Genomic DNA, 22,511 nt, shown 5'->3' with positions numbered 1-22,511 from the left:
AAAATCATGATAAAACAATTCAACACAATAGCGATGGTGGCAATAGCCGCCATCGTACTGGTATCCTGCACGAATGAAGCACCGAAAGAAGCGGGGGCGATTAGTGGTACACCGGCTCAAAAGCATGTTCAGGTTCCAGCTCCTGCAGGAACTTCAACTCCTAAAAAGGGAGATCAGGTACCCAATAATCTGGTCTGTATGGTGAATGATGCCTATATGGGCAAACAGCAACTGGAAGTTCCGTTCGAGGGTAAGCTATATTACGGTTGTTGCGAGATGTGTAAAGAGCGTATTCCAAATGATGCCAAGATCAGAATGGCGGTCGATCCTCACACTTTAAAGAAGGTAGATAAAGCAACGGCCTACATCGTGTTGATCGGAGATCAGGATGAAGTCGCATATTTCGAAAGCAAAGATAACTACGATGCGTTTCTAAAAGCTTCGCAATAGGAAGTAGAAAGAAGGATAAAAGGTGCTTTTCATTGACTTGAAGAGCACCTTTTTTAGATCTGTATTTTGGACGATTCTATGTAAATAGCTGTGTTACTTATGGGCAAAGTGAGATTTTACCATTCAAAATTTGTATTTTCATATTGGTATTTCAGAATACGGGCATTCATATAAAATAAAAGCGGTAATGAAGAAAGTAATTGCAGCGATCAATATGACACTTGATGGTGTTTTTGATCATACGGCCATACAACCGGACGAAGAAGTTCATCAGCATTATACGGATTTATTAAAGGATTCAGAGGTCATTCTATATGGTAGAATTACATTTGAGCTTATGAAATATTGGCAGACGTTTTTAAAAGATCCTTCAGAAGAAAAATCGATGAATGACTTTGCCATAGCAATAGATCAGATTCCAAAAATAGTCTTTTCGAATAAACTTAAAGATACGGATTGGGATACCGCAAGATTAGCAACTCAGGATATTGAAAAGGAAGTTTTAGCACTGAAAGAAAGTTCTGAGAAAGATATTTTACTGGGCAGCAGGAGTATGATTAATCAACTCATGAAATTGGATCTGATTGATGAATACCAGTTTTGCGTGCATCCGATTATCGCAGGTAAGGGCTTGTCACTGTTTGAGGAAATGCATGATCGAACTTTATTGAAGCTCATCAAAACGAAGATTTTTAGTAGCGGTGCGATCATCCTTTTCTATGAACCGTTAAGGGGGTAATTGTATTTTATTAATTCGTATTATTCAATATTTCTCTATTTGAATCGATCAGAAATTTATAGTTTTCCTCAATTTATCATTCATTATTTTTACAATTTTTCCCGTACCAATTATCCTGCTTCCTTCACGAAATTCAAAAAACATTCCTTCTTCCAACCTGCCACTGAAATATTCTTGTCCAATAATTCTAAGGGTAGCTTTAACTTCCTCCCCAGGATATACAACTGTCTTATTAATAAAAGTCTGTTCTCCGGATGTTTGCATGTCGTCAAAATCAAATTTTACTTGTGGTCTATATTTTGAAAAAGCTGGAGTTGATCGACCTCCTTCTTCCAGAGTTCTATAAGTTAATTCAGCAACAAAATCAATCATTTTAATTTTATTTTGGTAATAAATGATTATTTGTTCGATGATATAAGAAAAATCAGATCGATTATAAAGTACTTCTGCATATTCAATCATTTCTATTAATGAACTTCCAGCTTCACATCTCCAAGCATCGAGAGATGTGGAACCGATAGCATTCTTTCGGATTTTATCTATTGTAATAGGCTTACCAAAATAACTTTCAAACTCTTGTATAAATTCCGAGATTTTTAATGAGTGAGCATTAGGCCAATCATTTAATGCATTGATCAATAAGGATGCTGTTTTATTAAAGCTATCATCATTTTGATATAATTCGGTTAAAAAGACCAATTGATCAAAAGTTTCAAACTTGGTTTTATTTTCCATCAATGCTGTTGTAAATTTATTTATCTTTTTTATTTTAAAACTTTTTAACTTGTATAATAGCATTTAGTATTCTCTAAACTTCTTTACATTATCCAAATAGAATAACTCGAAATAAGAAGAATGTTACCCTAATGAATAGAAAACATCATTAACTATGATAATTTACTGAGGTAAAGCCATACTGCTCATCATAATAAATAGGGGTCTCATCATTAATGCTAATATTCGATTCGTAAAGGGTGTTTGCATTATTACATGATGTTTTTATTTATAAGCGTAATAACAACTTTGACTGTAAAGGCGTTTTAAATTTTTTGCAGATACCCAATGATACTTATTTAACATAAACTTTTCAAAAGTTTCAAAAACAATAAATGTAATCTCTGTCCCCGTATGAACTGGGTTTTCTTGTACATAGCGATTTCCCATTTTATTCACAGTCTTACAAATTAAATGACACTCTTCCAGTTTTTGTGCACTTAAATTCGGAAATACAGTTGACAATCTTTCATTGATCGGTTGCAACCAGTTTTCACCAAAGTCCATTGAAAGTTCTAGACCGTAGTTTAGTATATCAATTGTTAGTGGCATCTGCTTCATTGATGATGATTGTTTTCCTTATAAAGCTACCAATAAGCGCTCATGAAAGCAATATGTAGTTAAGTACAATCACAAATTAATGCATATTCTCTTCTTTATCGTGTTTGCAGATACTATCTTAATCTGTATTTTCGTTTGAGAAGAGAAATGACTTCCATGCTTAGATCATTATCAAACTATGTTTACTATTATAATTGACAATATAAAATGACAGAAGAACAAAAACATCAGATAAAATTAGAAAACGATAAAATAATTAAAGATAAAGGTTATCGTGTTAATGATTGGCTTCCCATTTTAGAGACATCTTCTTTTCGAACATTGGATGAAATAAAAGGCAGAATGTCGGTTATGAATGCGCTCATAAATATTGCTTTTGAGGCTCCTGTTTATGTTATTAAGGAATGGCTTGAAAACCAAAATCTTCTCGTATTTCTTTCAGATGCTGAAAAAGAAATCTTAGAAAAAGACAATGATGAGCTAACGGATATCGAAATTAATAGCCTGAATTGGTATTTAGAGAGTTTATGGGCTTTAATGTGGGCAACTGGTATGATTGAGCGTCTAGAAGCAGAGGACTATGTCGGTGATCATATGGTCTCCCTGTTACCTAATTTACAACATGGTGAAACGAATATTAAGCTTGAGCGTTTGTCAAAAGTACGGACAGAGATCGAGCTATATACGATGCTGGATTACTATTATAGATTGCATTGGTACTGTGTAGATGAAAGACTAAATGGCCGTCAAGCTAAGTTAAATGAAGGAGTGATTTATGAGCGACGGAAATCTTTGGAATGGGCATTCAACCGCGAAAATGACTGGGATAATGTTGAAATGGGAACGTAAAAACCAATATTTAGTTCCGGCTTTTTCCTAATCACTTTAAAAATAAGATTGAAATAAATGACACAGAGAGCAGCTATACCATGTCCTGAATGTGACAGAGAAAAATATTTTGAGGGACTGTGCTATTCTTGCAAAAACAGAAAGTTGCGAGAATATTATGAATCGATGAGCAGAGGCCAGATTCTTGAAACGGTTGAAAATATTATTGCAAAAATTGAAACCATTGACAAATGGGAAGAAGTCTATAAAGATTTCTCTGGATTACTGGCTTATCAGGATATTGATACAAGTAAAATTGCTGACGCAGCATTTCAAAAAAAGATCTTTTATCCACCAACCTTATATAGAAATGCATCAGATGAAATCCAAGATCAATTAATCGCATTAATCTGTACACCTGATTGTGCATATGCAGGCCATATATTAAGTTGTCTTGCCGTGGTAGGTGGTCAAAAAGTAAGAAAGACTTTCTATGAACTGGAGAAAAATCCACTCCCTTGGCGTAAAAATCTGTATGTAGATCCTTCATTTTATGCCGCATTGGGCGGATGGACTTTTGATCAAGCAGGAAACAAGGTTCAACTTAATTATGAAACGTGTTATTCCCTTTTAGAAGAACAACATGAAGATGATACAGTCAAAGTAGCTGTGCCAAAAAATGAGAATTGTCAGATCTGTAATTGTCAAACGGTCGATATATTAACCCTAAATGGAAACGACGAACGGCTATCATTTCTTGGATTACCAGGGCTTGTAAAAATTCCAATATGTCCGAATTGTGCAAGTATGTGTGAAAAGACAATAGTTCGTTACCAAATTGATGGAGCGAGCACTTTTGAGATCGTAGAACCGTATACAGAAGAAAACTATTTGTCGTTAGGAGATTTTAAAGAATTGACAACAAACAAACTGGCATTATCAGTTTCAAAAAAACCTGTTTATTTCGCATGCGGAAATGATGATGTATCAATAATAGGAGGGAACGCAGAATGGGTGCAGGATTGGCAATATGAAAATTGTCCTGACTGTCAAAAGAAAATGAAATTACTAGCGGCTCTTTCTTGGGATCAAATCATGAACGGTTCAGAAGGAACACTTTATGTTGAAATTTGTACAGATTGTTCTCTTGTGGTAACTTTTCACCAACAAACGTAATGAAAGATTAGTTTTTGTTCCAACCGCGAAATATAATCCCATAAGTGGGCTTCCTGTTGAATTGTGCTACTGATCTTCATTTCAGCAGGAAGTCCGCTTTTTATTATTGCTTTTTACCAACATAAATGGTAGCTGCACCAAAAAGTTGTGGATAGGCCTTTACTTTAACAAAGCCGGATTCTTCCAGTATGTTCAAGAATTTATCTCCAGAAGGGAAGTTTATAGCCGATTTGGATAGGTAAGCATATGCATTTTTATCTTTGGAAAAGATTCGGGCTATCCTTGGCATGAGGTGTTCCGTATACAGGAGATATCCAAATTTTATTAATTTATTTGAGGGAACCGAAGTTTCTAAAATAACAATCGTTCCGTCAGACTGCATTACTCTATACATTTCTCCAAGTCCTTTTTCAAGATTTTCAAAATTCCTTACACCGTAGCTGATATTGACTATATCAAAAGAACAATCAGCAAAAGATAGAGATTCAGCATGCTGCACTTCAGTGTGAATGCGTCCGTCTAATTTATTGGCACTAATTTTTTCATTTGCGATCTTAAGCATTCCTTTAGAGATATCAACGCCGATTATATTTTCAGCTTGCGTTTTTCCTAAAAGAATTGCCATATCGCCAGTCCCGGTTGCGACGTCAAGTATGTGACGGGGATGACATTCTGAAACTATTTTTAAAACTTTACGTCGCCAACTTTTATCCATCCTAAAGGTGATAATATTGTTTAGGAGATCATACTTTTCGGAGATGGTATCAAACATGTGTTCAATCTGTTTACTTTTTCCTTCTGTCGAGTCTAAATAAGGTGTAATTTTCGCGTTCATATTTTTTAAATGATGCCGATCCAATTTAAGTTGAATTATTATTAGTTACTGTGGGTGTGTGAAATAGGGATACATTAAAGCCTTGATGGAACTGACATAGGATTCATACGCCCGGAGACCTTCAAGTTTTTCATTAATCAAGTTATGTGAGGGCCAAAAGTCAACCACAATAAAAATATTGTTGATCAGATAATCCCACACTTCTTCAGGGATATCATTTCTTAACACTTTCTTTTGAACCATCAGGTTAAAGAAACGTTTGGTTTCCTTTTTTCGTTTAATCACTATTGCGGCATATGATTCGCGGATTGAAGGGATCCATAAGGAGATTTCAACAAAGTTTATGAATATAAACTGATAACGAGTGAGGAGATTGTAAAAATCTTTGAAAATAGTAAATACTAATTCCATGTCAACACCTTCTACATAGTTTTCAAGAGATGCCATTAGCACATCTGATTCTTTAATCAGACGGTCAAATAAGGCTTGTATGATATCCTCCGTATGTTTGAAGTGGTAATGTAAATTCCCTGCACTGATACCCATTTCTGTGGCGATGTGTCGGGTACTGGTATTACGAAGACCTCTGGTATTAAAGACCTGCAATGAAATTTCAAGAATGCGTTCTTTTGTATTCATATTCAAAATTAGAACTTTTGTTCTAATTTTGAATATATTTTTTACTTTTGTGTATGAAAACGCAAAAAGAGAACTGGTTCATAAGAAATCTTAAAGATATTCGAGAAACTATTTTTGGTTTTAATACCACAGATAGTACTTTGAAAAGAGCCAGTAAAGTTATGGGATGGTATATGTTTTTAACCTTGATGACATGTGGAATAGTCGCTACCTTGATCGCAATTTCTTTTGCACATTAAAGCAATACTTATCTGACCCATTCTTGCTGTTTTATGGTCTATCGTGGATTCTTATTCGATATTGCAGGCAAACAGGACAGCCAATCCCAGTTTTAAATAACTGGTTGACAGATTTTGTCTTTGTTCCATTAATCGCATATATCGCATTTTGCATTGGCAATCTCCTTTTAACTTTATACAGCGCACCCCAATATTATCCATTATATCAGATACTTGTATTAGCGTTTTTCGTTTCCATTGTTTTTGAATATATCATGCCTCAATACACCAATTACAATGTCAGTGATCCAATAGATACCCTGTGTTACTTCGCAGGTGGATGCTTTTATTATTTCTGTCATCAAAATTATTTGAAAAGTAAATTTAGCTAACGATTATCCATAAGATTCTTGATTAACACGAAAGGACATAATCTAATTTGGAATATTTCACCCTTTCTTGAAACAGAAAAAATAAATGTTTTTTGGGAATTAATGTTAGATATTATCTAAATTGAACACACTCTAAGATACGGTATGATAAAATTTAAAAATCTCAATATCAATTGGATAGACTAGATAGCATCAAAATGAAGATAAAATACGATATAGATTGGTTAATTGAAAGATTTGAAAGTGGTGAGACCTTGAAATATATTTTCTTTTGGGGACATGAAAATAGACATAAAGATGTGGTAAGTAAATCTTGTTTTAGCCAATGGTTTGATTGCCCTTTTACGGTTGACAGTGTTAATTATAAAACTTCTGAACACTGGATGATGGCTCACAAAGCTCTACTGTTCGGTGATGATAATCTTTTTGATAAGATCATAAATTGTGAAAAACCTGGAGAAGCAAAAGAACTAGGCAGACAAATCCTAGGCTATGATCAACAAATCTGGAATGAGCATAAATTTGAAATTGTAAAAGTAGGAAATATACATAAATTCAATCAACATCCAAGATTAGCAAATTATCTTTTGCAAACAGAAAATAGAATTTTGGTAGAAGCAAGTCCGGTTGATGTAATTTGGGGAATTGGTATTGCTGTAGATAACGATGATATTGAAAATATTTATAATTGGCGTGGAGAAAATCTCTTAGGTTTTGCATTAATGTATGTGCGTGATTTTTTTAAACAATTTGGACATTTCAAGCCACTTGAGAATTCCATTCAACCGCCGTGGAAGAAATTCCCTAATATGGATAGTAATAATATGTTTTGGAGGATGGGAAAAGGAGAGGACTATCTAACCCAATTTTCAGAATATTATAATGGACTTGATGACAGAGAGAAAATGATTTTTAAAATGACGAACACATGCCCATATGAATGGCAAAGCTTTTATGATTAAGTAATTATGATGCAAATTCCACTTTAAGGAAAATAGATAATTAAGTTAATAAAGGAACTAGGATTCAAGGAGAAGATAGCTGCGGTAATTAAAAATCAATTTAGAAATGAGTAAATATAAAATCTGGATTACTATCTTCATTAATTTAATGATAAGTGCTTTGTATTTTAAACAGATTTTATATAGCGGAAATCTGCTTCCGCTACTTAAAACGAAAGAAATATTACTGACACCATTTTTATTATTTTACACAGTATTAGGAATCGTAACCTGTCTTTTTCTAGATAAAAAAATAGTTAAAAATCAGCATATTACTGCAGTTATTTTATTGATTGTTATACTTGGTTTTTTGATTTTCCCAGTTTCGTTCCTACATCATAGAAGGGGATACGAACTTGCACTACCGTTCCTATCAACCCTTGTAGAGCCCATTAAAGTCAAGTACTTATTTGGCCAATCTATCAAAGTTTTATTGCAGAAAAACATTGTTCTGATGGTGATCAGCTTTTGCTTGCTCTTTTTTGTATCCTTCTTTTTTAATATGGATTCGACCAATTATCTTTATGCTTACGGAGGAATGTATTTTCTGATGTTGGCAATTCTAGACTATTACTTTCATCAAATAAAGTTCAGCTCTCAACCACATTGATTGTTTAAGACTACAATAGTTAACTATGGTTTTAGCGACATGAAACTACATTCAATTGAAGCAGTAATAGATCCCGAAAATGTGGCCTGCCAAAGTATTAGAGAAATGTAATTTTATTAAAGAAGGATATTTTAAGGAAAATGAGTTCTACAACGGACAATTTTTGGCTACTGTTATTTATTCGAAAATAAATGGATAAGTAACATACTACGTATGAAGAAAAAAAATCCATGTACATTACATGGATTTTTTCGCTTTAAAAGCATATTTCATTGTCCTTTCTTTGAATGAACAGGTCACATTAAATATGCTTCCTGATATCGTGAGCAAACTATAGGCAGTCAAGCATAACTGTTAGTCTATAAATTATTTCAATTCAATGATTTTATTATTATCCGCTTCTTTAACCTCTTGTTCAATCGAAATCGTAAGTTTCGAAAATATCGTAAATGCTAATAGTACGATAAGTGCAACCGGAAATATAATTCCGATAATTATTGCAAAGAGCAATGAAATGCTCAAGTACACTTTTCCAGTACTAGAAGAAACTTTTAATTTAGAATTTTTTAGCGAATCAAATGCTTTTTGAAAACCATTTGTGATTGTTTTGCTATTGATGTCGAAGATTGTTTTAGTTTTCATGATAAATCTGTTTATGTATTTGTTTATGATTCAAAAGTAGCGCTATTGCGTTTCAAAGCTTAGTGGAAATAGGTGGATGAAGGAAGAAAATCGGTAAACCATTATTTTTTAGCGGTCAGTAAGAATAACTATATAGCTCTTTAGTATTTAAACATAATAGATGTTATGATCTATTTTAATAGGTTTAAAAACTCATTTCTCTTTGTCTCTGAAGAGAAAATGCCACCATATTCAATGGAAGTTGTACTACTTGTACTGTCCTTAATACCTCGGGCAGATACACAAAGATGCTCGGCATGGATCACCACAATGATATCATCGGTCTGTAAAGCAGATTTCAATTCATTATATATCTGCAAGGTTAATCTTTCCTGCACCTGAGGTCTGTGTGCATAATAATCGACCACACGATTAATTTTAGAGAGACCGATTACCTTATTCTTTGCAAGGTAACCGATGTGTGCAAGTCCTACAATGGGCAAAAAATGGTGTTCACAGGTTGAATTTACTCGGATATTCTTTTCAATCAATATTTTATTATAATCATATTTATTGACGAATGTAGAAAGCTTTGGCTTATTTAAAGGATTGAGACCATAGAACAATTCCTTTATGTACATTTTGGCGAACCTGTAGGGCGTGCCACTTAAACTGTCATCATGTAGATCTAATCCAAGTTCCCATAATATTTGTTGAAAAAGCTCGGAAATGCGATTCATTTTCTCTTCATCAGTTCTGAGAAATGCATCCGGTCGTAAAGGCGTTTCGATAGAAGTCATGGCATGTTGATCTCCGATATCCTCTGTATTGGAGATTGTTTCTGTTTGTGATAATGAATTCATCATGATTTATACTGTTGTTATAATAATTCGAAGTGCTATTAAATATTTAACAAATATAAATCTAAATTCTTCAAATGCAACTAAATTGCTTTTGTGAATTATCTTATCTATATTTGAACATTGATAATCCAATTGACATTTTTAATTATTATAATAAATGAATGCTATACTTATTGTTTCTATACTTTTTTTATCTCCATTTATAAGTGGAATTTCTGTTTTATCAGTCAAACGGGATCGTTCAACATTTTTAAAATTGATTCTTTCCTTCAGTGGTGCCTATCTTTTTGGACTGACGATACTTCATCTTATTCCGCACGTGTATGCAGATGCGTCGGAGCATATGGAAACCATTGGACTGTATATACTTGGCGGTTTCCTGTTCCAGCTTTTGTTAGAACATTTCTCCCAAGGAGTGGAGCATGGACATATACATATGAAGAAGGAAAATATCAATTCTTTTCCAATAGCTATTATGTTGAGTTTATGTGTCCATGCTTTTTTAGAAGGTATGCCTTTGGTTAGTGCACAGCGTCAACATCTTGTTTTTGGTATCGCGATCCATCATATTCCAGCAGCATTTGCATTGGGATCTTTACTTCTGGCCTCTCAAGTTTCAAAAAGAACATTACTGATTGCTATTTTCGTATTTGCTATGATGACTCCAGCAGGTTTTTTGACCAGTCAGTTTATCAGTCAGCATGCTGTGGGTGATCTTGCACAATATTTTGATAAAATTATGGCTGTAGTGATCGGTATATTCCTTCATGTTTCCACTACAATTCTTTTTGAGTCCGGATCTGCAGACCACCATGTTTTCAATAAAAAGAAGATGATTGCAGTATTGTTGGGAATAGTATTATCACTGAGCAGTTTAATCATTGGCGGACATGATCATAGCCATTCTGAACATGATCACCATAATCACGAATCACATCACGAACATTAAAAAAAACTAAAGAATGAATACAATGAATTACAAATTATCGATTCTCTTGATGATCCTCATCTTCCTAATTGGATGCAATAATTCTCAAACTGGCATAAGTACGATTAAAGTTGGGAAAACAGGTAATGAGGTTAACGCGTTTATTGGTCAAGATCTCCATTTTAAAACAAATATTTACTTTCCTGAAGGAATTAAATTGCTGACAGTGAAATTTGAACCAATAAAAAAGACAGATTGGTCCTATGTGAAGGATTATACTACCGATGTCAAACAACATAATCAATATCATTTAAGCGGGGTTATACCTATTCCAGTGTATTTAGCAGTCGGAATTTATAAATTATGTATCAAAGCAGTTTCGGAAGTAGGAGAAACTGCAGAGGAGGAAACTGAGATCAATCTAAAAGTAGATAGTTCGATGCCATTTGCGTCGAAAATTGATGTAGGTCTTAATGCGAAGAAAGATAATCTGCATCTGGAGTCAGAAATTACTGCCTCCAAAAAGATTAAAAGTGTAAAGGTTCAGCTTAAATTGGGTTCATTTTCCAAAACCTATACTTATAATACAGGCGCGATGATCGGCGCTCTACAACATACCTTTCATGAGCATCTGGACCTAAAAGACTTTAAAAATGGAAAATATGATGTTATCTTCATCGTAGAAGATCAGGAGGGGAGACTATTTGAAACAAAAGGAGATTTTATAAAATAACAACGCTCATAATTTTTCATACTCATTTTTAGGAGGTTACTTGATTTAGTAATATCTACCAATGCCTAAGATAGTTTGTAATGGCTAAAGTCTTAGGCTGTGAAATTTGTAGTCAATAGAAAAGTTTGTTTAAATCTTTATATTGACTGCAATATATTATCGATCAGTCACGACAATGGCACAGCAATTATCCATATTTAGACTTATTTTTTCAAATTTTCCAAGTAAAAGCATTTTGTCTATTATTCTTGAACCATCAGCGAAATTTTCAAAAATATCAATAGGCAGTGGTCTGTACTTTACTGTTGTTTTAATAAATTGTGAAAAGAAGTAGGGGTCTAAGCCACCAAATTCATTCGGGACGTTAAGAGAAACTTCTATAATTTGACCTGTTTTGCTGTTTTCAAATCCACAATGAATCCCATGAATGTCGTATCTCCAATCGTCAAGTTTTCCTATTTGCCTTTCATCCCATTTATATTCATCAAAAGTACCCAATGGAAAATCTCGATTTAACTTCACCTTGAGTTTACCCACTAGTTTGAGTATCAACTCTTCACCCAACGTCCTGTAATCCTTTGCACATTGCTCAAAGAAATCTTGATGGTCTTCAATATCCTTATCAGCGATAAGTTTCGCAATATTTATCTTCGGTTCAGAAATGTGTATTCCAACCTGAAAACCTTGAAGTTCTTTTTTTAGTCGTGCCCTATGGTTTCTCTTTCATTTTGAACGCTTTCCCCGAAGATAAGCATTAGTTTTCTTTCTCTGGGAATGGCACGAATTGTTTCAAGATCAGGAATTTCCGCAAGCGAATTTATCGTAATTATATCGATTAATCTATTCAATGGTAACGATTTTAAATTGGTATGTAATAGAAGTTTATCTAACATATTTGTTAAATATAAAAGTAGTAAAGTTATGGCAGAAATACCTTAAGCTGGAAGAAAGATAGGAGGGTGTCTATTTTAAAATTTTACATCAGCAATGACAGTTTAAAGAAGAACCAGCAAAATACCTTTTTTAGAAACTGTTATAATTTGATTAGAATTGTACAGGGAAACTTTATCGCTTACGCTGGTGTCAGAATCATTGATCATACTTGAATGGAAAAGATAAGACAACTTTTTCTACGAACAGTTTTAAAGCATTAAAACAGGTGAAAATCTAAACAGACAATTTATGAAAACGATATTCTTTCTTTTAGTTATGGGTATGGGGGTTAGCGGATGTAACGGGTGGCACAAGTATTCGGGCTCTGATAATAAAATCATCAACAAAATACCCCGCAGAAGCGGTTTGCAGGAAATTGATACACTTTGGGTTTCGCAAAATGACACAGCAGTTTTTAGTTCGGAAGAATTAATACAGCAATATCCTGATCGAAACGCTCGATTAGGGCTACGTTATGAATTGCGTAATCCTCAAGATGGAATGTATTATTTCATTTATAACGATAAACAACAGCTTGTGCAGGAGGGAAAATATACAGCACAGTATATTTATGAAGGAATAACTTACGAAGGGAATTTCTATAACACAAAAAGATATTTTTATAAAAAGAATGGACGTCTGAATAGTGTACATTATCAGGAAGACGGCAGAAATTTCAAATTAGAACAATTTGCTAAGGACGGGCAACTTGCTAAAATAACCTATTTCAATAAGAAAACAAGCGAAAAAGAAAAGATTGAAATTTATAAAAACAAGAAATTAAAGGAAACCCGGATTTATACAGCCTTTAAGACTTATCGCACGGTAAAATCTTTTTAATATTTACCTGTACATCAGTAGCTTAGCATATGTGAGATAACATATGCTAAGCTTATGAATCAAAAACGTTATGATTGATCATGTTGTTACGGCATTGGAATTATGGTCAAATATCTAACTTTTCATATTCAATCTTTCTTCTTGAAGATCGAGCAATCGAAGATGTTTCCTGATAATTTCTTCATCTAACAGAAGCTCCTCGCGGTTTTTATTGATAAGCCATGTTCTTTGCGTTTCGATTATGTCAATATAAATACTTCGATATTCAGCGAAATTAATGATGATTTCAGAACTGCTCAATTGATTTTCATATTTTTGCAATTGATCTTTCAATGTTGGAAAACTATCTATTTTGTGAGCATAATCTTTACGGATTTTATCCACTGCCACTTGAGCGAGGTTGTTCTGAATTTCATAATCGATTTCCTTTTCACTTCGAGTAAAATCCTGATCTATTTGAGGGAATTTCCTTAATAAGAAAGGAAGCGTAAGTCCCTGGACAAGTAATGTTAAAAGGATGACGACAAAGGTGATGAAAAGTATGAGATTTCTTTGAGGGAAAGGAGTTCCGTCCGCTAAAGTCAGGGGAATTGAAAGTGCCGCGGCCAATGAAACAACACCTCTCATTCCGGTCCAGCCAATGATTAAAGGAGTTTTCCAGCCAGGAGATTTGGCATCAGCAACGGTAATGTAATTTCTCATAATTAAAGTCGTTATCACCGCCGCATAACCGGAGAAAATTCTAACAAGAACCAGCACTACAGTAACAGCTATTCCATAACCGATTGCTGTATAAATATCAGTATCTCCCAAACCAGAAACAATTTCAGGTAAATCTAAACCAATGAGCATGAAAACAATTCCATTTAACAAAAAGCAAAAACTTTCCCAAACTGTTACAGTACGTATTCTAGATGCACTGCTCAAAAAATCATGACTACGATAAGATAGGAATAATCCGCCACTTACCACCGCCAAAACTCCCGAGGCATGCAGTTCCTCCGCCGCCAAATACATCGAGAAAGGGGCGATAAAAGTGAGCAAAATATCAGTATTAGAATCTGTCGGAAGTATTTTATGCATTTTCAGAAAGATGTATGCAAGTGCAAGCCCGATGCCTACGCCACCAATGCACATCCATACAAAACTTCCCGCCGCTTCGTACCATACAAATTGCCCGGTTGCCGCAGCAATCATCGCAAACCTGAAAATGATTAAAGAAGAAGCATCATTCAGCAAACTTTCGCCTTCGAGGATTGACGCCAATCTTTTAGGCACCTTCACAAATTTTAAAATTGCTCCAGCACTTACTGCATCGGGAGGCGAAACAATTCCCCCCAATAAAAACCCTAAAGCTAAAGAAAATCCGGGGATGAAATAATTAGCGAAGACGGCTACCGATAATGCCGTAAAAAAAACGACTACGAAAGCGAAACTGAAAATAATTCTGCGCCATCGCCATAGCTCTTTCCATGAGGTTGACCAAGCGGCTTCATACAGCAGCGGTGGTAAAAAAATGATAAATATTAACTCCGGTTCTATTTTTATTGGGGGTACTCCCGGAATAAAACTTATGGAAAGACCAGCTAATACAAGCAAAACAGGATACGCAACCTGAATCTTTTTCGCCAACATGATCAGCATGGTGATAAGCAAAACCAAAAAAAGATAAAATTCGAAATTTTCTAGCATGTGTAAATTTTAGTTACATAAATATATATTAAATTTTTAGCAACATTTACAACCTATTTAAAATTTAAATGAGTTGTAAATGTTGTCATAGAAATAATGTGTGATGCATTTTTCCAATTTCCATATGTATCCAGCATCTAATAGTTTGCGGTGTAAAAGATTGTTGCTATAATTTTTATTCCGTACAGATTAAGCAGATCCAGCCTTCATTACCAACTATGGTATTTTTAAACAATTAAAACAAACAGTAAGGTCGAGCTGTATTACTTATTCACGACAAAAAAATATCATTATGAAAGTTGCCATCATCGGAGCATCCGGATTTATCGGATCAGCTATTTTAAATGAAGCGCTGAGTAGAGGTCATGACATAACCGCTATTGTCCGAAATCCAGAAAAAGTAACGGTTTCCAACCCACGTCTTAACGTCAATAAAGGAGATGTTATAAAAGAAGAGGAGTTGGTCAGCCTTTTGAAAGGAAACGAAGCTGTTATCAGTGCTTACAGCGCAAATGACTCATCGACCTATGTAAAGGCTATCACAGCTATTATCAATGCTACGAAAAAAGCAGGTATTACGCGATTATTAGCAGTTAGCGGGGCCGGAAGCCTCGAAGTAAAACCCGGAGTACAATTGTTAGATACTCCAGAATTTCCCGCTGAATGGAAGGACGGTGCTACTGCTACACGTGACGCATTTGATGTTATCAAGCAGGTGACCGACCTGGATTGGTCTGTCTTGAGCCCAGCCATGGTGATCGAGCCCGGCCCGCGTACAGGTGTTTTTCGCTTAGGAAAAGATCAAGTGTTATTTAATGATAAAGGAGAAAGTAAGATTTCTACAGCCGATTTCGCAGTAGCTTTGCTCGATGAGCTGGAACGAACCGCACATATCAAACAACGTTTTACGCTTGCTTATTAAGCTTGGAATAATTGCAGGAAGATATATCAGATAGGAAACAATGCTGTAATGATACATTACAGCATTGTTTCCTATCTAATATACATTATGCGATTGAAATGGTTTCATCCAGGTAAATATCTTGTATCGCTCTAAGAATTTCTATGCCATCTTTGAGCGGACGTTGAAAAGCTTTTCTACCCAATATTAGCCCTGTGCCTCCGGCTCGTTTGTTTATGATCGCTGTTCTAATAGCCTCAGGAAGATCGCGTTCACCTTTTGACTCACCTCCTGAATTAATAAGACCAATTCTGCCCATGTAGCAATTTGCTACTTGATAACGGCAAAGGTCAATAGGATGCATGGATGATAAATCCGTGTACATTTTAGGATTGCTTTTTGCAAAATTAATGGTAGTGAATCCGCCATTGTTTTCCGGAAGTTTTTGCTTAATGATATCAGCCTGTATGGTTACACCTAAATGATTGGCTTGACCTGTAATATCTGCTGAAACTTCATAATTAACGTTATCCTTAGTAAAACTATTATTACGGGTATAGCACCATAAAATGCAGGGCATTCCTAACTCATGAGCTCTTTCAAAGGCTTCGGCAACTTCTACAATTTGCCTGTTTGAATTTTCTGAACCAAAGTAAATCGTAGCACCTATTGCAGTTGCCCCTAAATTCCAAGCATCTTTTATACTCCCAAACATAATTTGATCATACTTTGTAGGATAAGTAAGCAATTCATTATGATTTATTTTAACGATAAATGGAATTTTATGTGCATATTTTCTAGCCATTATAGCAAGATTCCCAAAAGTTGTTGCAACAGCATTACAACCTCCTTCGATAGCAAGCTTGATGATATTTTCTGGATCAAAATACAAAGGGTTCGGAGAAAAAGAAGCACCAGCAGTATGTTCTATCCCTTGATCAATTGGCAATATTGATAAATATCCGGTATTAGCCAGATGCCCATGTTTGTAGAGTGCCGCAAGATTTCTAAGTACCTGAGGATTGCGGTTGCTTTGCAGGAAAATCTCATCGATAAATTTTGGGGAGGGAAGGTGAAGTTGTTCCTTCAAAATTTTTGGTGTATTAAAGCCTAGCAGATTTTCGCCTTCGGCACCTAATTCTAATAAAATATTTTTATAATTCATAACGTGATGATATTATTATAAATAAAGTACATTGTGATAATATGCAGTGATTTAAACTGTTATTACAATTAAAGTTAACTAATGATTTCGATAGTCCCTAGTTTTTAACATATTATTTGAAGGTTAATTTACAATCTTAATTAAATAGACATCTTGTGCAGGATTGCATTCGGAATAAGAATTCTTATAAAAAAATTTAGTGCAGAAGTTTTTGATTCAAAGGGTATAGAGGATGATTGGGGAAATCGAACATCATCATGCTTTCCAATACCTTACATAGGTCATGATGAATATATATAAGATAGTTGCTTGAAATCTCAGGTTAAAGAAAGTAGAGGTATAGCTCATAATAAGCACTTCTAGCTATTTAAAACCGGCTGATTGGTTTTCTATTTCAAATCCGCGTTTTTGAAATCAAATGGTATCCGCTCAATCGAATTTTCATTTTCGATCATCAGTTCAATTTTGATTTCCTCTTTTTCGGTTGCTGCCATATCTTTTTTCAATTTAATCAGCTTATATTTCATATTTGTCCGCTTATCTGTCAAAGTGAGGTTATTGTAACCGTGGTCTAAGTCTTCATTAACAGCTATTATTAAATCTTGATTTTTAGTAGATCGATACGCATACATTAAGTCATAAGACTTGAAATCAATGCTTTTATAATCCTCCCCATTATTGGTTTTATACCTAAAATCTGGAAATGTTTTTTGTATGTTGGCAGAATCTACAATTGAAAAATAAACAGTTGGATTTGCTTTTACTATACTTTTATCTATTAAATTGATGTTTTTTTCTAAACCTTTCAGTTTACCCAAATTGAAATACGATTTTTTATTTTCTGATGGCTTGAAGTATATGATCGTGCCTTTAATATCAATTTTATGATATTTTTTATTTTCCTCAAGTTCGTACCTTGCTACAACATTAGCTCGTCTGAAAGAATTTTCAAATATATTATTGTGCAATATTTGTCCCTTACTATAGGTCGCAGTAAGCGTATCTATTTTAATCAGGTGAAATCTGTCGTTGGGCTTATTTTCAAGTTCTAAACTTATCTCAATTTCATTGTACATCTTAATGGTGTGAGAAAGTATTACTTTTTCTTGTGAATAAAGACAAATAGGAATCATTAAAATCAAAAGAGTTGTGAGATTTTTCATTTATACTTTGGAAATCATTAAAATACTGTCATTGCTTCATTTAGTTATGCTTAGAGATCGATCGTGAGTAAACGATAATTATTTAGCCGTTATTTAATCCCTCTTGATACTATAAATCTTACCAAATTCACTATTTGTATCATGTTGCATTGACTTTATTTGATCTTTAGTAAATTTTATCGTTGCGTCTGCATAATCATTTTTATATTTCTTTAACAAGTCGGAAAGTCCAGAATACTTTTTCGTTGACATACTATGCGTTTTAAAAATCAAAGTATCGCCTTTTACTTCATAAACCTTATACAGCGTATAAGTATCATTTTTTTCTATTTTGTATAGATCATCAACTTTTGGATTTGCCAAATATTCAGTTTCATTAACCGAATTTTGATAAACAGTAAAGATGATCATGCAACATAACAATCCTATAACAAATAATCCAAAATAATGTGTAATTGGTCTTTTTGCTTTGGCAGATGCCATGAAATAGTCTTGCTTCATTTTTGGACTCATTTCATTTGCATATAGAACTTGTTTGCAATGACTGCATTGGCTCATTCCTTTTTTTGAAGTTGGAAAAAAAGGAATCCAAAAAATATGAAAATAGCGGGCTAAAAATAAAAAAGTAACAGTCCCTTTGCTATTGCAATTCTCACAGTCGTAAGACAGCATTTCTTTTGAATTTAAGATCTTTGCTCTTGTTCCAAATATTATCATAGCCTGATTTTATTAGGTTTTATTTTTCCGGATTCTATTCTTTAGTTCTTTTAACAGTTTCGTACGACTTTTAGTTTTTATTGTATAGTCCGCTAGTGCATTATTGTTGATATTTTCTGCATTTGGGCATAGTTATACTAGTAATAAGTTTTAAAGCAGTTATCTAAAGTGCATCGTTGCTGTTAGCAGTAATAAAAATACATTTAATAATCAAAACCAAATAGTAGATTTACAATTCGCGAAACATGTTTTACAATTCGTGCAATAAGTCAGTTTATTCCCTTAAACTGATTTAATAACAGTATTTTAGTAAATAGAAGCTACTTCGAAAATTGCGTTTTACGAACCAAAGTCTACTTGTATATACGGATCAGGTCGTATATGTTGGCAAAATATATGCGCTGTAAGAATATGGATGCGAAAGAAAAAAATGGAAAGTGCAATTTTACAGTAAATTACATCAATACTTATTGTATATAGACATCGTTATCAATGATTTATTTAGGCTTATGAAAAGTATAAACGTATTACTGGTTGTAGTTGTTTTGTTGTTCCAGACCTTGTGTTTGGGACAAACTCAAGAACATACGAAAATAGACTTCATTGTTACTAATGATTATATGTCCGAAAGAAATCTTTCTTTGATGGGAGGGCCGATCCCAGTAAATTATAAGAAAGAGATTAAAGAAAGTTTACGAAATAGTTTTGTTGAGTTTTATGATGACAATAACAATATTATAGCGGAAAAATACTACAATAAAATAGGTGCATTATATCATACGAATCAAAACTTCTATGACAGCAAGAACCGATTAGAAAAAACACTTGAAATTGACGAATTTAAAAACGACACCTGCGTTATTCAGTATCAATATACGGACAGTTTAAATCTAGTGGTCCATAAACAAGTTAGTCGTTCATGTTCAAGTAATTTTCTCGATTTTTATTACAGCTATAATGAAAAAGGTCAGAAAATTAAAGAAGTACTGAATGAGAACAACACTTTCCTCCGTAAAAAAGTCATTCTGGAAATTTCTAAAAATGAAAGACAAATAAGCTCGTATGATCAAGCAAACCGTTTATCAAATTATCAATATAAGTATAATAACAAAGATCTGCTTATATACGAAAAACGTAAAGAATGGGATTATGTGCAAAAAGGAGAATATTTTGAAATCGGTGGCGAATATGAGTATTTGTATCAGTATGATCAAAATGGCAATTGGATAGAACGCATTAAACAAACCTATTGTCCAGCAAAGAAGAAAGTCGCAACAAGTAAAAAAGTGGATAACAAAAAAAGTCTAGTTAAAACAGAGGAACCAAAACTCCTCGAAAATATTGATTACAATTGCGAACCTGAAATCAAAGAGAAGCTGATCAGAAAAATATATTATAAGTAGAAATTTCCTTAAAAACAGAATGGTTATTTTCAGCGAGAGTTTCAATATTTACTCTTAAACGATCGAATCCAACGTATGTCAATCGAAATCTTGTTAAATTACATTGGCAAATATCTGGTTTTGAAAATATGGATCGCTCATGTGACTATAAAACAGACTTTCTGTGGTATTCTTATCGCAATCAACAGATTTGTGGGACTCTTAAATAAATTAAAGAACCTCCAGCTTAAAAAATATCAGAAGTTCTTTAATTTAAGTAGTAAGAATAACCTCAGCTTCGAATTGTTATTGTTGAGCAGCCCAGATTTCAATTTCAATTTTAAGTTCCTCGAGTCCTAGTCCCTTTACATAAGCAATAGTCATCGAGGGATAGACTTTCCCGAATAATTCTTCCCATTTTGCATTTAGAAAGTTCCAGTCAATCTCTTCCGTAGCCCAGATGTTGACTTTTATAACGTCATCAGAAGATAAATTTTGACTATCTAGAAGCTGGCCTATATTTAGAAATGTATATGCCACCTGTTCATTCATAGATGATGGAATGGATCCATTATTATCAATACCTATCTGACCAGAAAAAGTATATAGATTGGAATTTTTAGGAATGATCGTAACATGTGAATAGTTCCCGACAGGTGCCGGAACATTTTTAGGGTTTAACCTCGTGACTTTTTGCGTGTTGTTCATACTCATTTTTTTAAAATAAAAACTATAAATTTTGTGAAATAGTGATGCAAATCTATGTTATGGAAGATCTTAGCTATTTCGAGTACAAAAGTATAGGTGATATTTATTGTAGAATTGGATAAAACCGACAGTTCTACATAAAAATGATTCAGATTGGTAAAGAAAGCATTTAGAGGATGGATTTGATCATTTGGAAGCATCCCATAGAGGGAAATTCAGCAACTTTTCGTTTGCATTAAGCATGAATCTTTCAGGGTTGGTCCCAGTAAATCCTTTGAACTCTCTAATATAATGAGATTGATCAAAATAGTCGTTTTGATATGCGATTTCTGTAAGATTGTTAAAATCAGCTTGTCGTAAGTTGTTTAAACCAGATTGAAAACGCATAATTCTTGAAAACATTTTTGGAGGCATACCCACATATTGTTTTATTAATCGCTCGAGCGAGCGTTCCGACAAATTCATTTCTATTTGAGTTTCTTTAAGCGTTTTTCCGTTTTGAAGAAATAAGGATGCGATTGTAGCTTTCTCAGTATTGCGCTCTACTTTGCTTATGTGTTTTAATAAAAAGTTGGAGATAATTTTAATCTTTTGCTTTAAAGAGACTGCATTAATAAGTTGTTGAAGAATTGGTTCTGTTATAATATCTTCTAGGGGAACTTTTTGATCATTAAATTCGAAAGCATCTATATTAAAAATAGTTTTTAAAGCTGTTGGCTGTAAATAAACTCCAATAATCCTAAAATTACCCATAACGCGATGCTCTGTAAACTTAGTTGACTGCCCCTGTATATACAACTGCGGTGCTGCCTGAGCATCCATATCAAAAAAGAGGTTTGGCTTTTCTTGAAAGATCAATGTAGGTATGCCATCTGGGATGATCTTAAATGACTTAACGCTAAAATTATCTGTGTCGTCTTCCAATACCCAAAAATATCGGATGTAGTCTTGTAAAGACGTTTCAGGAAGGAACTCTTGATAATGCATTTGTTTTTCTTTTAAAATTTAAAAATACAAAAAATGATGAAGAATACGGAGATCCTTTTCTTATGATCCAGCATCTTTTCAAAGCTTCTATAGAGTCTTATGTTCCAGTTTATTTAGGAGTTTTCGTTTATAATTATCATTTTTAATCAAATAAATTGAATTATACTTTTTGCAATAAAAATTTATGGAATTATCTACACCTATTAGAAGAATCGAAAGCACAGATTTTGACTTTGTTTACGATTGCTTGTGTGCACTTGAAAATGAAATCTTAGATAAAGAAATTATTGAAGAGATATTCAATAACAATATTAAAAACCCAAATTATTATTATTTGATTGCTGAAAATTTAGATGGGAAAATGGGATTTATAACTTTCCATACGCAGTATCTGTTACATCATAGTGGACTGGTCGGCGAAATTCAAGAATTCTACGTAACACAGAATTTCAGAAACAAAGGAATAGGGCGAAAATTGATTAATGAAATTATGGAGATTGCTGATCAAAATAACCTGAAAAGTATTGAAGTAACCACAAACAAAAAGCGAATTGAGAATATTGCCATATATGAAAATCTTGGATTTAACCTGTCTCATAATAAATTTACGATATACAAATAAGCTAACTTGAACACAATTCCTAGAGAAATGCAA

The 22,511-nt window shown here is 33.7% G+C and carries 26 protein-coding genes; 13 read left to right on the top strand and 13 right to left on the bottom strand.

Annotated features, from left to right (window positions below):
- The first annotated feature begins 6 nt into the window (after positions 1-6).
- Together FHR29_RS06095 and FHR29_RS06090 are read left to right on the top strand one after the other, a co-directional pair.
- Positions 7-450, top strand: a complete 444-nt coding sequence (locus FHR29_RS06095; protein WP_221197806.1) for a hypothetical protein — start codon at positions 7-9, stop codon at positions 448-450.
- Between the two features lie 187 nt (positions 451-637).
- Positions 638-1,189, top strand: a complete 552-nt coding sequence (locus tag FHR29_RS06090) for a dihydrofolate reductase family protein (protein ID WP_183913100.1) — start codon at positions 638-640, stop codon at positions 1,187-1,189.
- A 48-nt stretch (positions 1,190-1,237) separates the two neighbouring features.
- Here FHR29_RS06090 and FHR29_RS06085 read toward each other — a convergent pair whose 3' ends face one another.
- Positions 1,238-1,924, bottom strand: a complete 687-nt coding sequence (locus FHR29_RS06085) for a hypothetical protein (RefSeq protein WP_132768132.1) — start codon at positions 1,922-1,924, stop codon at positions 1,238-1,240.
- Positions 1,925-2,188: 264 nt separating this feature from the next.
- Positions 2,189-2,524 carry a hypothetical protein gene (locus FHR29_RS06080; protein WP_183913098.1) on the bottom strand — a complete coding sequence of 112 codons (336 nt, stop codon included), beginning with the start codon at positions 2,522-2,524 and terminating at the stop codon, positions 2,189-2,191.
- Between the two features lie 207 nt (positions 2,525-2,731).
- On the opposite strand from FHR29_RS06080, the gene FHR29_RS06075 reads away from it, so the two are divergent.
- Positions 2,732-3,373 (top strand): DUF4272 domain-containing protein, encoded by a 642-nt coding sequence (locus FHR29_RS06075; protein ID WP_183913096.1) that lies wholly within the window; start codon positions 2,732-2,734, stop codon positions 3,371-3,373.
- A gap of 57 nt (positions 3,374-3,430) precedes the next feature.
- Positions 3,431-4,528, top strand: coding sequence for a hypothetical protein (locus tag FHR29_RS06070; protein ID WP_183913094.1), 1,098 nt, complete (start codon positions 3,431-3,433; stop codon positions 4,526-4,528).
- Positions 4,529-4,631: 103 nt separating this feature from the next.
- Here the strand turns inward: FHR29_RS06070 and ubiE are convergent, their stop codons facing one another.
- The gene (ubiE, locus tag FHR29_RS06065; RefSeq protein ID WP_183913092.1) at positions 4,632-5,363 is read right to left on the bottom strand and encodes a bifunctional demethylmenaquinone methyltransferase/2-methoxy-6-polyprenyl-1,4-benzoquinol methylase UbiE; all 732 of its coding nucleotides are present in this window, start codon (positions 5,361-5,363) and stop codon (positions 4,632-4,634) included.
- A gap of 45 nt (positions 5,364-5,408) precedes the next feature.
- Positions 5,409-6,002 (bottom strand): TetR/AcrR family transcriptional regulator, encoded by a 594-nt coding sequence (locus FHR29_RS06060; protein WP_183913090.1) that lies wholly within the window; start codon positions 6,000-6,002, stop codon positions 5,409-5,411.
- Between the two features lie 53 nt (positions 6,003-6,055).
- Here FHR29_RS06060 and FHR29_RS06055 point away from each other — a divergent pair, with 53 nt between their 5' ends.
- The 3 genes from FHR29_RS06055 (at position 6,056) to FHR29_RS06045 (ending at position 8,223) form a co-directional block, all read left to right on the top strand.
- Positions 6,056-6,241, top strand: a complete 186-nt coding sequence (locus FHR29_RS06055) for a hypothetical protein (RefSeq protein WP_021188542.1) — start codon at positions 6,056-6,058, stop codon at positions 6,239-6,241.
- Between the two features lie 568 nt (positions 6,242-6,809).
- Positions 6,810-7,574: an NADAR family protein gene (locus tag FHR29_RS06050; RefSeq protein WP_221197805.1), complete on the top strand. Its 765-nt coding sequence runs from the start codon at positions 6,810-6,812 to the stop codon at positions 7,572-7,574.
- A 106-nt stretch (positions 7,575-7,680) separates the two neighbouring features.
- Positions 7,681-8,223: a hypothetical protein gene (locus FHR29_RS06045; protein ID WP_021188540.1), complete on the top strand. Its 543-nt coding sequence runs from the start codon at positions 7,681-7,683 to the stop codon at positions 8,221-8,223.
- Positions 8,224-8,589: 366 nt separating this feature from the next.
- Here FHR29_RS06045 and FHR29_RS06040 read toward each other — a convergent pair whose 3' ends face one another.
- Positions 8,590-8,865 carry a hypothetical protein gene (locus FHR29_RS06040; protein ID WP_132768144.1) on the bottom strand — a complete coding sequence of 92 codons (276 nt, stop codon included), beginning with the start codon at positions 8,863-8,865 and terminating at the stop codon, positions 8,590-8,592.
- A gap of 170 nt (positions 8,866-9,035) precedes the next feature.
- The gene (gene folE, locus FHR29_RS06035) at positions 9,036-9,710 is read right to left on the bottom strand and encodes a GTP cyclohydrolase I FolE (protein ID WP_206368275.1); all 675 of its coding nucleotides are present in this window, start codon (positions 9,708-9,710) and stop codon (positions 9,036-9,038) included.
- A gap of 154 nt (positions 9,711-9,864) precedes the next feature.
- Between folE and FHR29_RS06030 the strand changes: the two genes are divergently transcribed.
- Complete coding sequence (locus FHR29_RS06030; protein WP_132768145.1) at positions 9,865-10,656, top strand: ZIP family metal transporter; 792 nt, start codon at positions 9,865-9,867, stop codon at positions 10,654-10,656.
- A 13-nt stretch (positions 10,657-10,669) separates the two neighbouring features.
- Complete coding sequence (locus FHR29_RS06025) at positions 10,670-11,368, top strand: hypothetical protein (protein WP_183913088.1); 699 nt, start codon at positions 10,670-10,672, stop codon at positions 11,366-11,368.
- 156 nt (positions 11,369-11,524) lie between these two features.
- Here the strand turns inward: FHR29_RS06025 and FHR29_RS06020 are convergent, their stop codons facing one another.
- The gene (locus tag FHR29_RS06020; protein WP_409322009.1) at positions 11,525-11,983 is read right to left on the bottom strand and encodes a DUF6896 domain-containing protein; all 459 of its coding nucleotides are present in this window, start codon (positions 11,981-11,983) and stop codon (positions 11,525-11,527) included.
- A gap of 567 nt (positions 11,984-12,550) precedes the next feature.
- Here FHR29_RS06020 and FHR29_RS06015 point away from each other — a divergent pair.
- Entirely contained in the window at positions 12,551-13,141 is a 591-nt protein-coding gene (locus FHR29_RS06015) for a hypothetical protein (protein ID WP_221197804.1), read from the top strand.
- 114 nt (positions 13,142-13,255) lie between these two features.
- On the opposite strand, the gene FHR29_RS06010 is transcribed toward FHR29_RS06015, so the two are convergent.
- Positions 13,256-14,833 carry a Na+/H+ antiporter gene (locus FHR29_RS06010; RefSeq protein ID WP_132768148.1) on the bottom strand — a complete coding sequence of 526 codons (1,578 nt, stop codon included), beginning with the start codon at positions 14,831-14,833 and terminating at the stop codon, positions 13,256-13,258.
- 292 nt (positions 14,834-15,125) lie between these two features.
- On the opposite strand from FHR29_RS06010, the gene FHR29_RS06005 reads away from it, so the two are divergent.
- Entirely contained in the window at positions 15,126-15,755 is a 630-nt protein-coding gene (locus tag FHR29_RS06005; RefSeq protein WP_183913084.1) for an NAD(P)-dependent oxidoreductase, read from the top strand.
- A gap of 85 nt (positions 15,756-15,840) precedes the next feature.
- Here FHR29_RS06005 and FHR29_RS06000 read toward each other — a convergent pair whose 3' ends face one another.
- From FHR29_RS06000 to FHR29_RS05990, 3 genes are all read right to left on the bottom strand, one after another.
- Positions 15,841-16,899, bottom strand: coding sequence for a class I fructose-bisphosphate aldolase (locus FHR29_RS06000; RefSeq protein ID WP_183913082.1), 1,059 nt, complete (start codon positions 16,897-16,899; stop codon positions 15,841-15,843).
- Between the two features lie 389 nt (positions 16,900-17,288).
- A complete protein-coding gene (locus FHR29_RS05995; RefSeq protein WP_183913080.1) occupies positions 17,289-18,062 on the bottom strand; it encodes a hypothetical protein in 774 nt (257 codons plus the stop codon).
- A gap of 93 nt (positions 18,063-18,155) precedes the next feature.
- Entirely contained in the window at positions 18,156-18,779 is a 624-nt protein-coding gene (locus FHR29_RS05990; RefSeq protein ID WP_183913078.1) for a zinc-ribbon domain-containing protein, read from the bottom strand.
- Between the two features lie 509 nt (positions 18,780-19,288).
- Between FHR29_RS05990 and FHR29_RS05985 the strand changes: the two genes are divergently transcribed.
- Complete coding sequence (locus FHR29_RS05985) at positions 19,289-20,182, top strand: hypothetical protein (RefSeq protein ID WP_183913076.1); 894 nt, start codon at positions 19,289-19,291, stop codon at positions 20,180-20,182.
- A 285-nt stretch (positions 20,183-20,467) separates the two neighbouring features.
- On the opposite strand, the gene FHR29_RS05980 is transcribed toward FHR29_RS05985, so the two are convergent.
- The gene (locus FHR29_RS05980; RefSeq protein WP_183913074.1) at positions 20,468-20,869 is read right to left on the bottom strand and encodes a RidA family protein; all 402 of its coding nucleotides are present in this window, start codon (positions 20,867-20,869) and stop codon (positions 20,468-20,470) included.
- 186 nt (positions 20,870-21,055) lie between these two features.
- Positions 21,056-21,856: a helix-turn-helix domain-containing protein gene (locus FHR29_RS05975; protein WP_183913071.1), complete on the bottom strand. Its 801-nt coding sequence runs from the start codon at positions 21,854-21,856 to the stop codon at positions 21,056-21,058.
- 184 nt (positions 21,857-22,040) lie between these two features.
- Here FHR29_RS05975 and FHR29_RS05970 point away from each other — a divergent pair, with 184 nt between their 5' ends.
- Positions 22,041-22,478 (top strand): GNAT family N-acetyltransferase, encoded by a 438-nt coding sequence (locus tag FHR29_RS05970; RefSeq protein ID WP_183913069.1) that lies wholly within the window; start codon positions 22,041-22,043, stop codon positions 22,476-22,478.
- The last annotated feature ends 33 nt before the right edge of the window (positions 22,479-22,511 follow it).

The sequence above is a fragment of the Sphingobacterium sp. JUb56 genome, assembly GCF_014191365.1.
GTDB lineage: Bacteria > Bacteroidota > Bacteroidia > Sphingobacteriales > Sphingobacteriaceae > Sphingobacterium > Sphingobacterium anhuiense.
This window is presented reverse-complemented; position numbering and strand designations above follow the sequence as displayed.

Coding starts and splice junctions, on each gene's coding strand:
- FHR29_RS06095 (WP_221197806.1), top strand. CDS start 7: ATGATAAAACAATTCAACACAATAGCGATGGTGGCAATAGCCGCCATC.
- FHR29_RS06090 (WP_183913100.1), top strand. CDS start 638: ATGAAGAAAGTAATTGCAGCGATCAATATGACACTTGATGGTGTTTTT.
- FHR29_RS06085 (WP_132768132.1), bottom strand. CDS start 1,924: ATGGAAAATAAAACCAAGTTTGAAACTTTTGATCAATTGGTCTTTTTA.
- FHR29_RS06080 (WP_183913098.1), bottom strand. CDS start 2,524: ATGAAGCAGATGCCACTAACAATTGATATACTAAACTACGGTCTAGAA.
- FHR29_RS06075 (WP_183913096.1), top strand. CDS start 2,732: ATGACAGAAGAACAAAAACATCAGATAAAATTAGAAAACGATAAAATA.
- FHR29_RS06070 (WP_183913094.1), top strand. CDS start 3,431: ATGACACAGAGAGCAGCTATACCATGTCCTGAATGTGACAGAGAAAAA.
- ubiE (WP_183913092.1), bottom strand. CDS start 5,363: ATGAACGCGAAAATTACACCTTATTTAGACTCGACAGAAGGAAAAAGT.
- FHR29_RS06060 (WP_183913090.1), bottom strand. CDS start 6,002: ATGAATACAAAAGAACGCATTCTTGAAATTTCATTGCAGGTCTTTAAT.
- FHR29_RS06055 (WP_021188542.1), top strand. CDS start 6,056: ATGAAAACGCAAAAAGAGAACTGGTTCATAAGAAATCTTAAAGATATT.
- FHR29_RS06050 (WP_221197805.1), top strand. CDS start 6,810: ATGAAGATAAAATACGATATAGATTGGTTAATTGAAAGATTTGAAAGT.
- FHR29_RS06045 (WP_021188540.1), top strand. CDS start 7,681: ATGAGTAAATATAAAATCTGGATTACTATCTTCATTAATTTAATGATA.
- FHR29_RS06040 (WP_132768144.1), bottom strand. CDS start 8,865: ATGAAAACTAAAACAATCTTCGACATCAATAGCAAAACAATCACAAAT.
- folE (WP_206368275.1), bottom strand. CDS start 9,710: ATGATGAATTCATTATCACAAACAGAAACAATCTCCAATACAGAGGAT.
- FHR29_RS06030 (WP_132768145.1), top strand. CDS start 9,865: ATGAATGCTATACTTATTGTTTCTATACTTTTTTTATCTCCATTTATA.
- FHR29_RS06025 (WP_183913088.1), top strand. CDS start 10,670: ATGAATACAATGAATTACAAATTATCGATTCTCTTGATGATCCTCATC.
- FHR29_RS06015 (WP_221197804.1), top strand. CDS start 12,551: ATGAAAACGATATTCTTTCTTTTAGTTATGGGTATGGGGGTTAGCGGA.
- FHR29_RS06010 (WP_132768148.1), bottom strand. CDS start 14,833: ATGCTAGAAAATTTCGAATTTTATCTTTTTTTGGTTTTGCTTATCACC.
- FHR29_RS06005 (WP_183913084.1), top strand. CDS start 15,126: ATGAAAGTTGCCATCATCGGAGCATCCGGATTTATCGGATCAGCTATT.
- FHR29_RS06000 (WP_183913082.1), bottom strand. CDS start 16,899: ATGAATTATAAAAATATTTTATTAGAATTAGGTGCCGAAGGCGAAAAT.
- FHR29_RS05995 (WP_183913080.1), bottom strand. CDS start 18,062: ATGAAAAATCTCACAACTCTTTTGATTTTAATGATTCCTATTTGTCTT.
- FHR29_RS05990 (WP_183913078.1), bottom strand. CDS start 18,779: ATGATAATATTTGGAACAAGAGCAAAGATCTTAAATTCAAAAGAAATG.
- FHR29_RS05985 (WP_183913076.1), top strand. CDS start 19,289: ATGAAAAGTATAAACGTATTACTGGTTGTAGTTGTTTTGTTGTTCCAG.
- FHR29_RS05980 (WP_183913074.1), bottom strand. CDS start 20,869: ATGAACAACACGCAAAAAGTCACGAGGTTAAACCCTAAAAATGTTCCG.
- FHR29_RS05975 (WP_183913071.1), bottom strand. CDS start 21,856: ATGCATTATCAAGAGTTCCTTCCTGAAACGTCTTTACAAGACTACATC.
- FHR29_RS05970 (WP_183913069.1), top strand. CDS start 22,041: ATGGAATTATCTACACCTATTAGAAGAATCGAAAGCACAGATTTTGAC.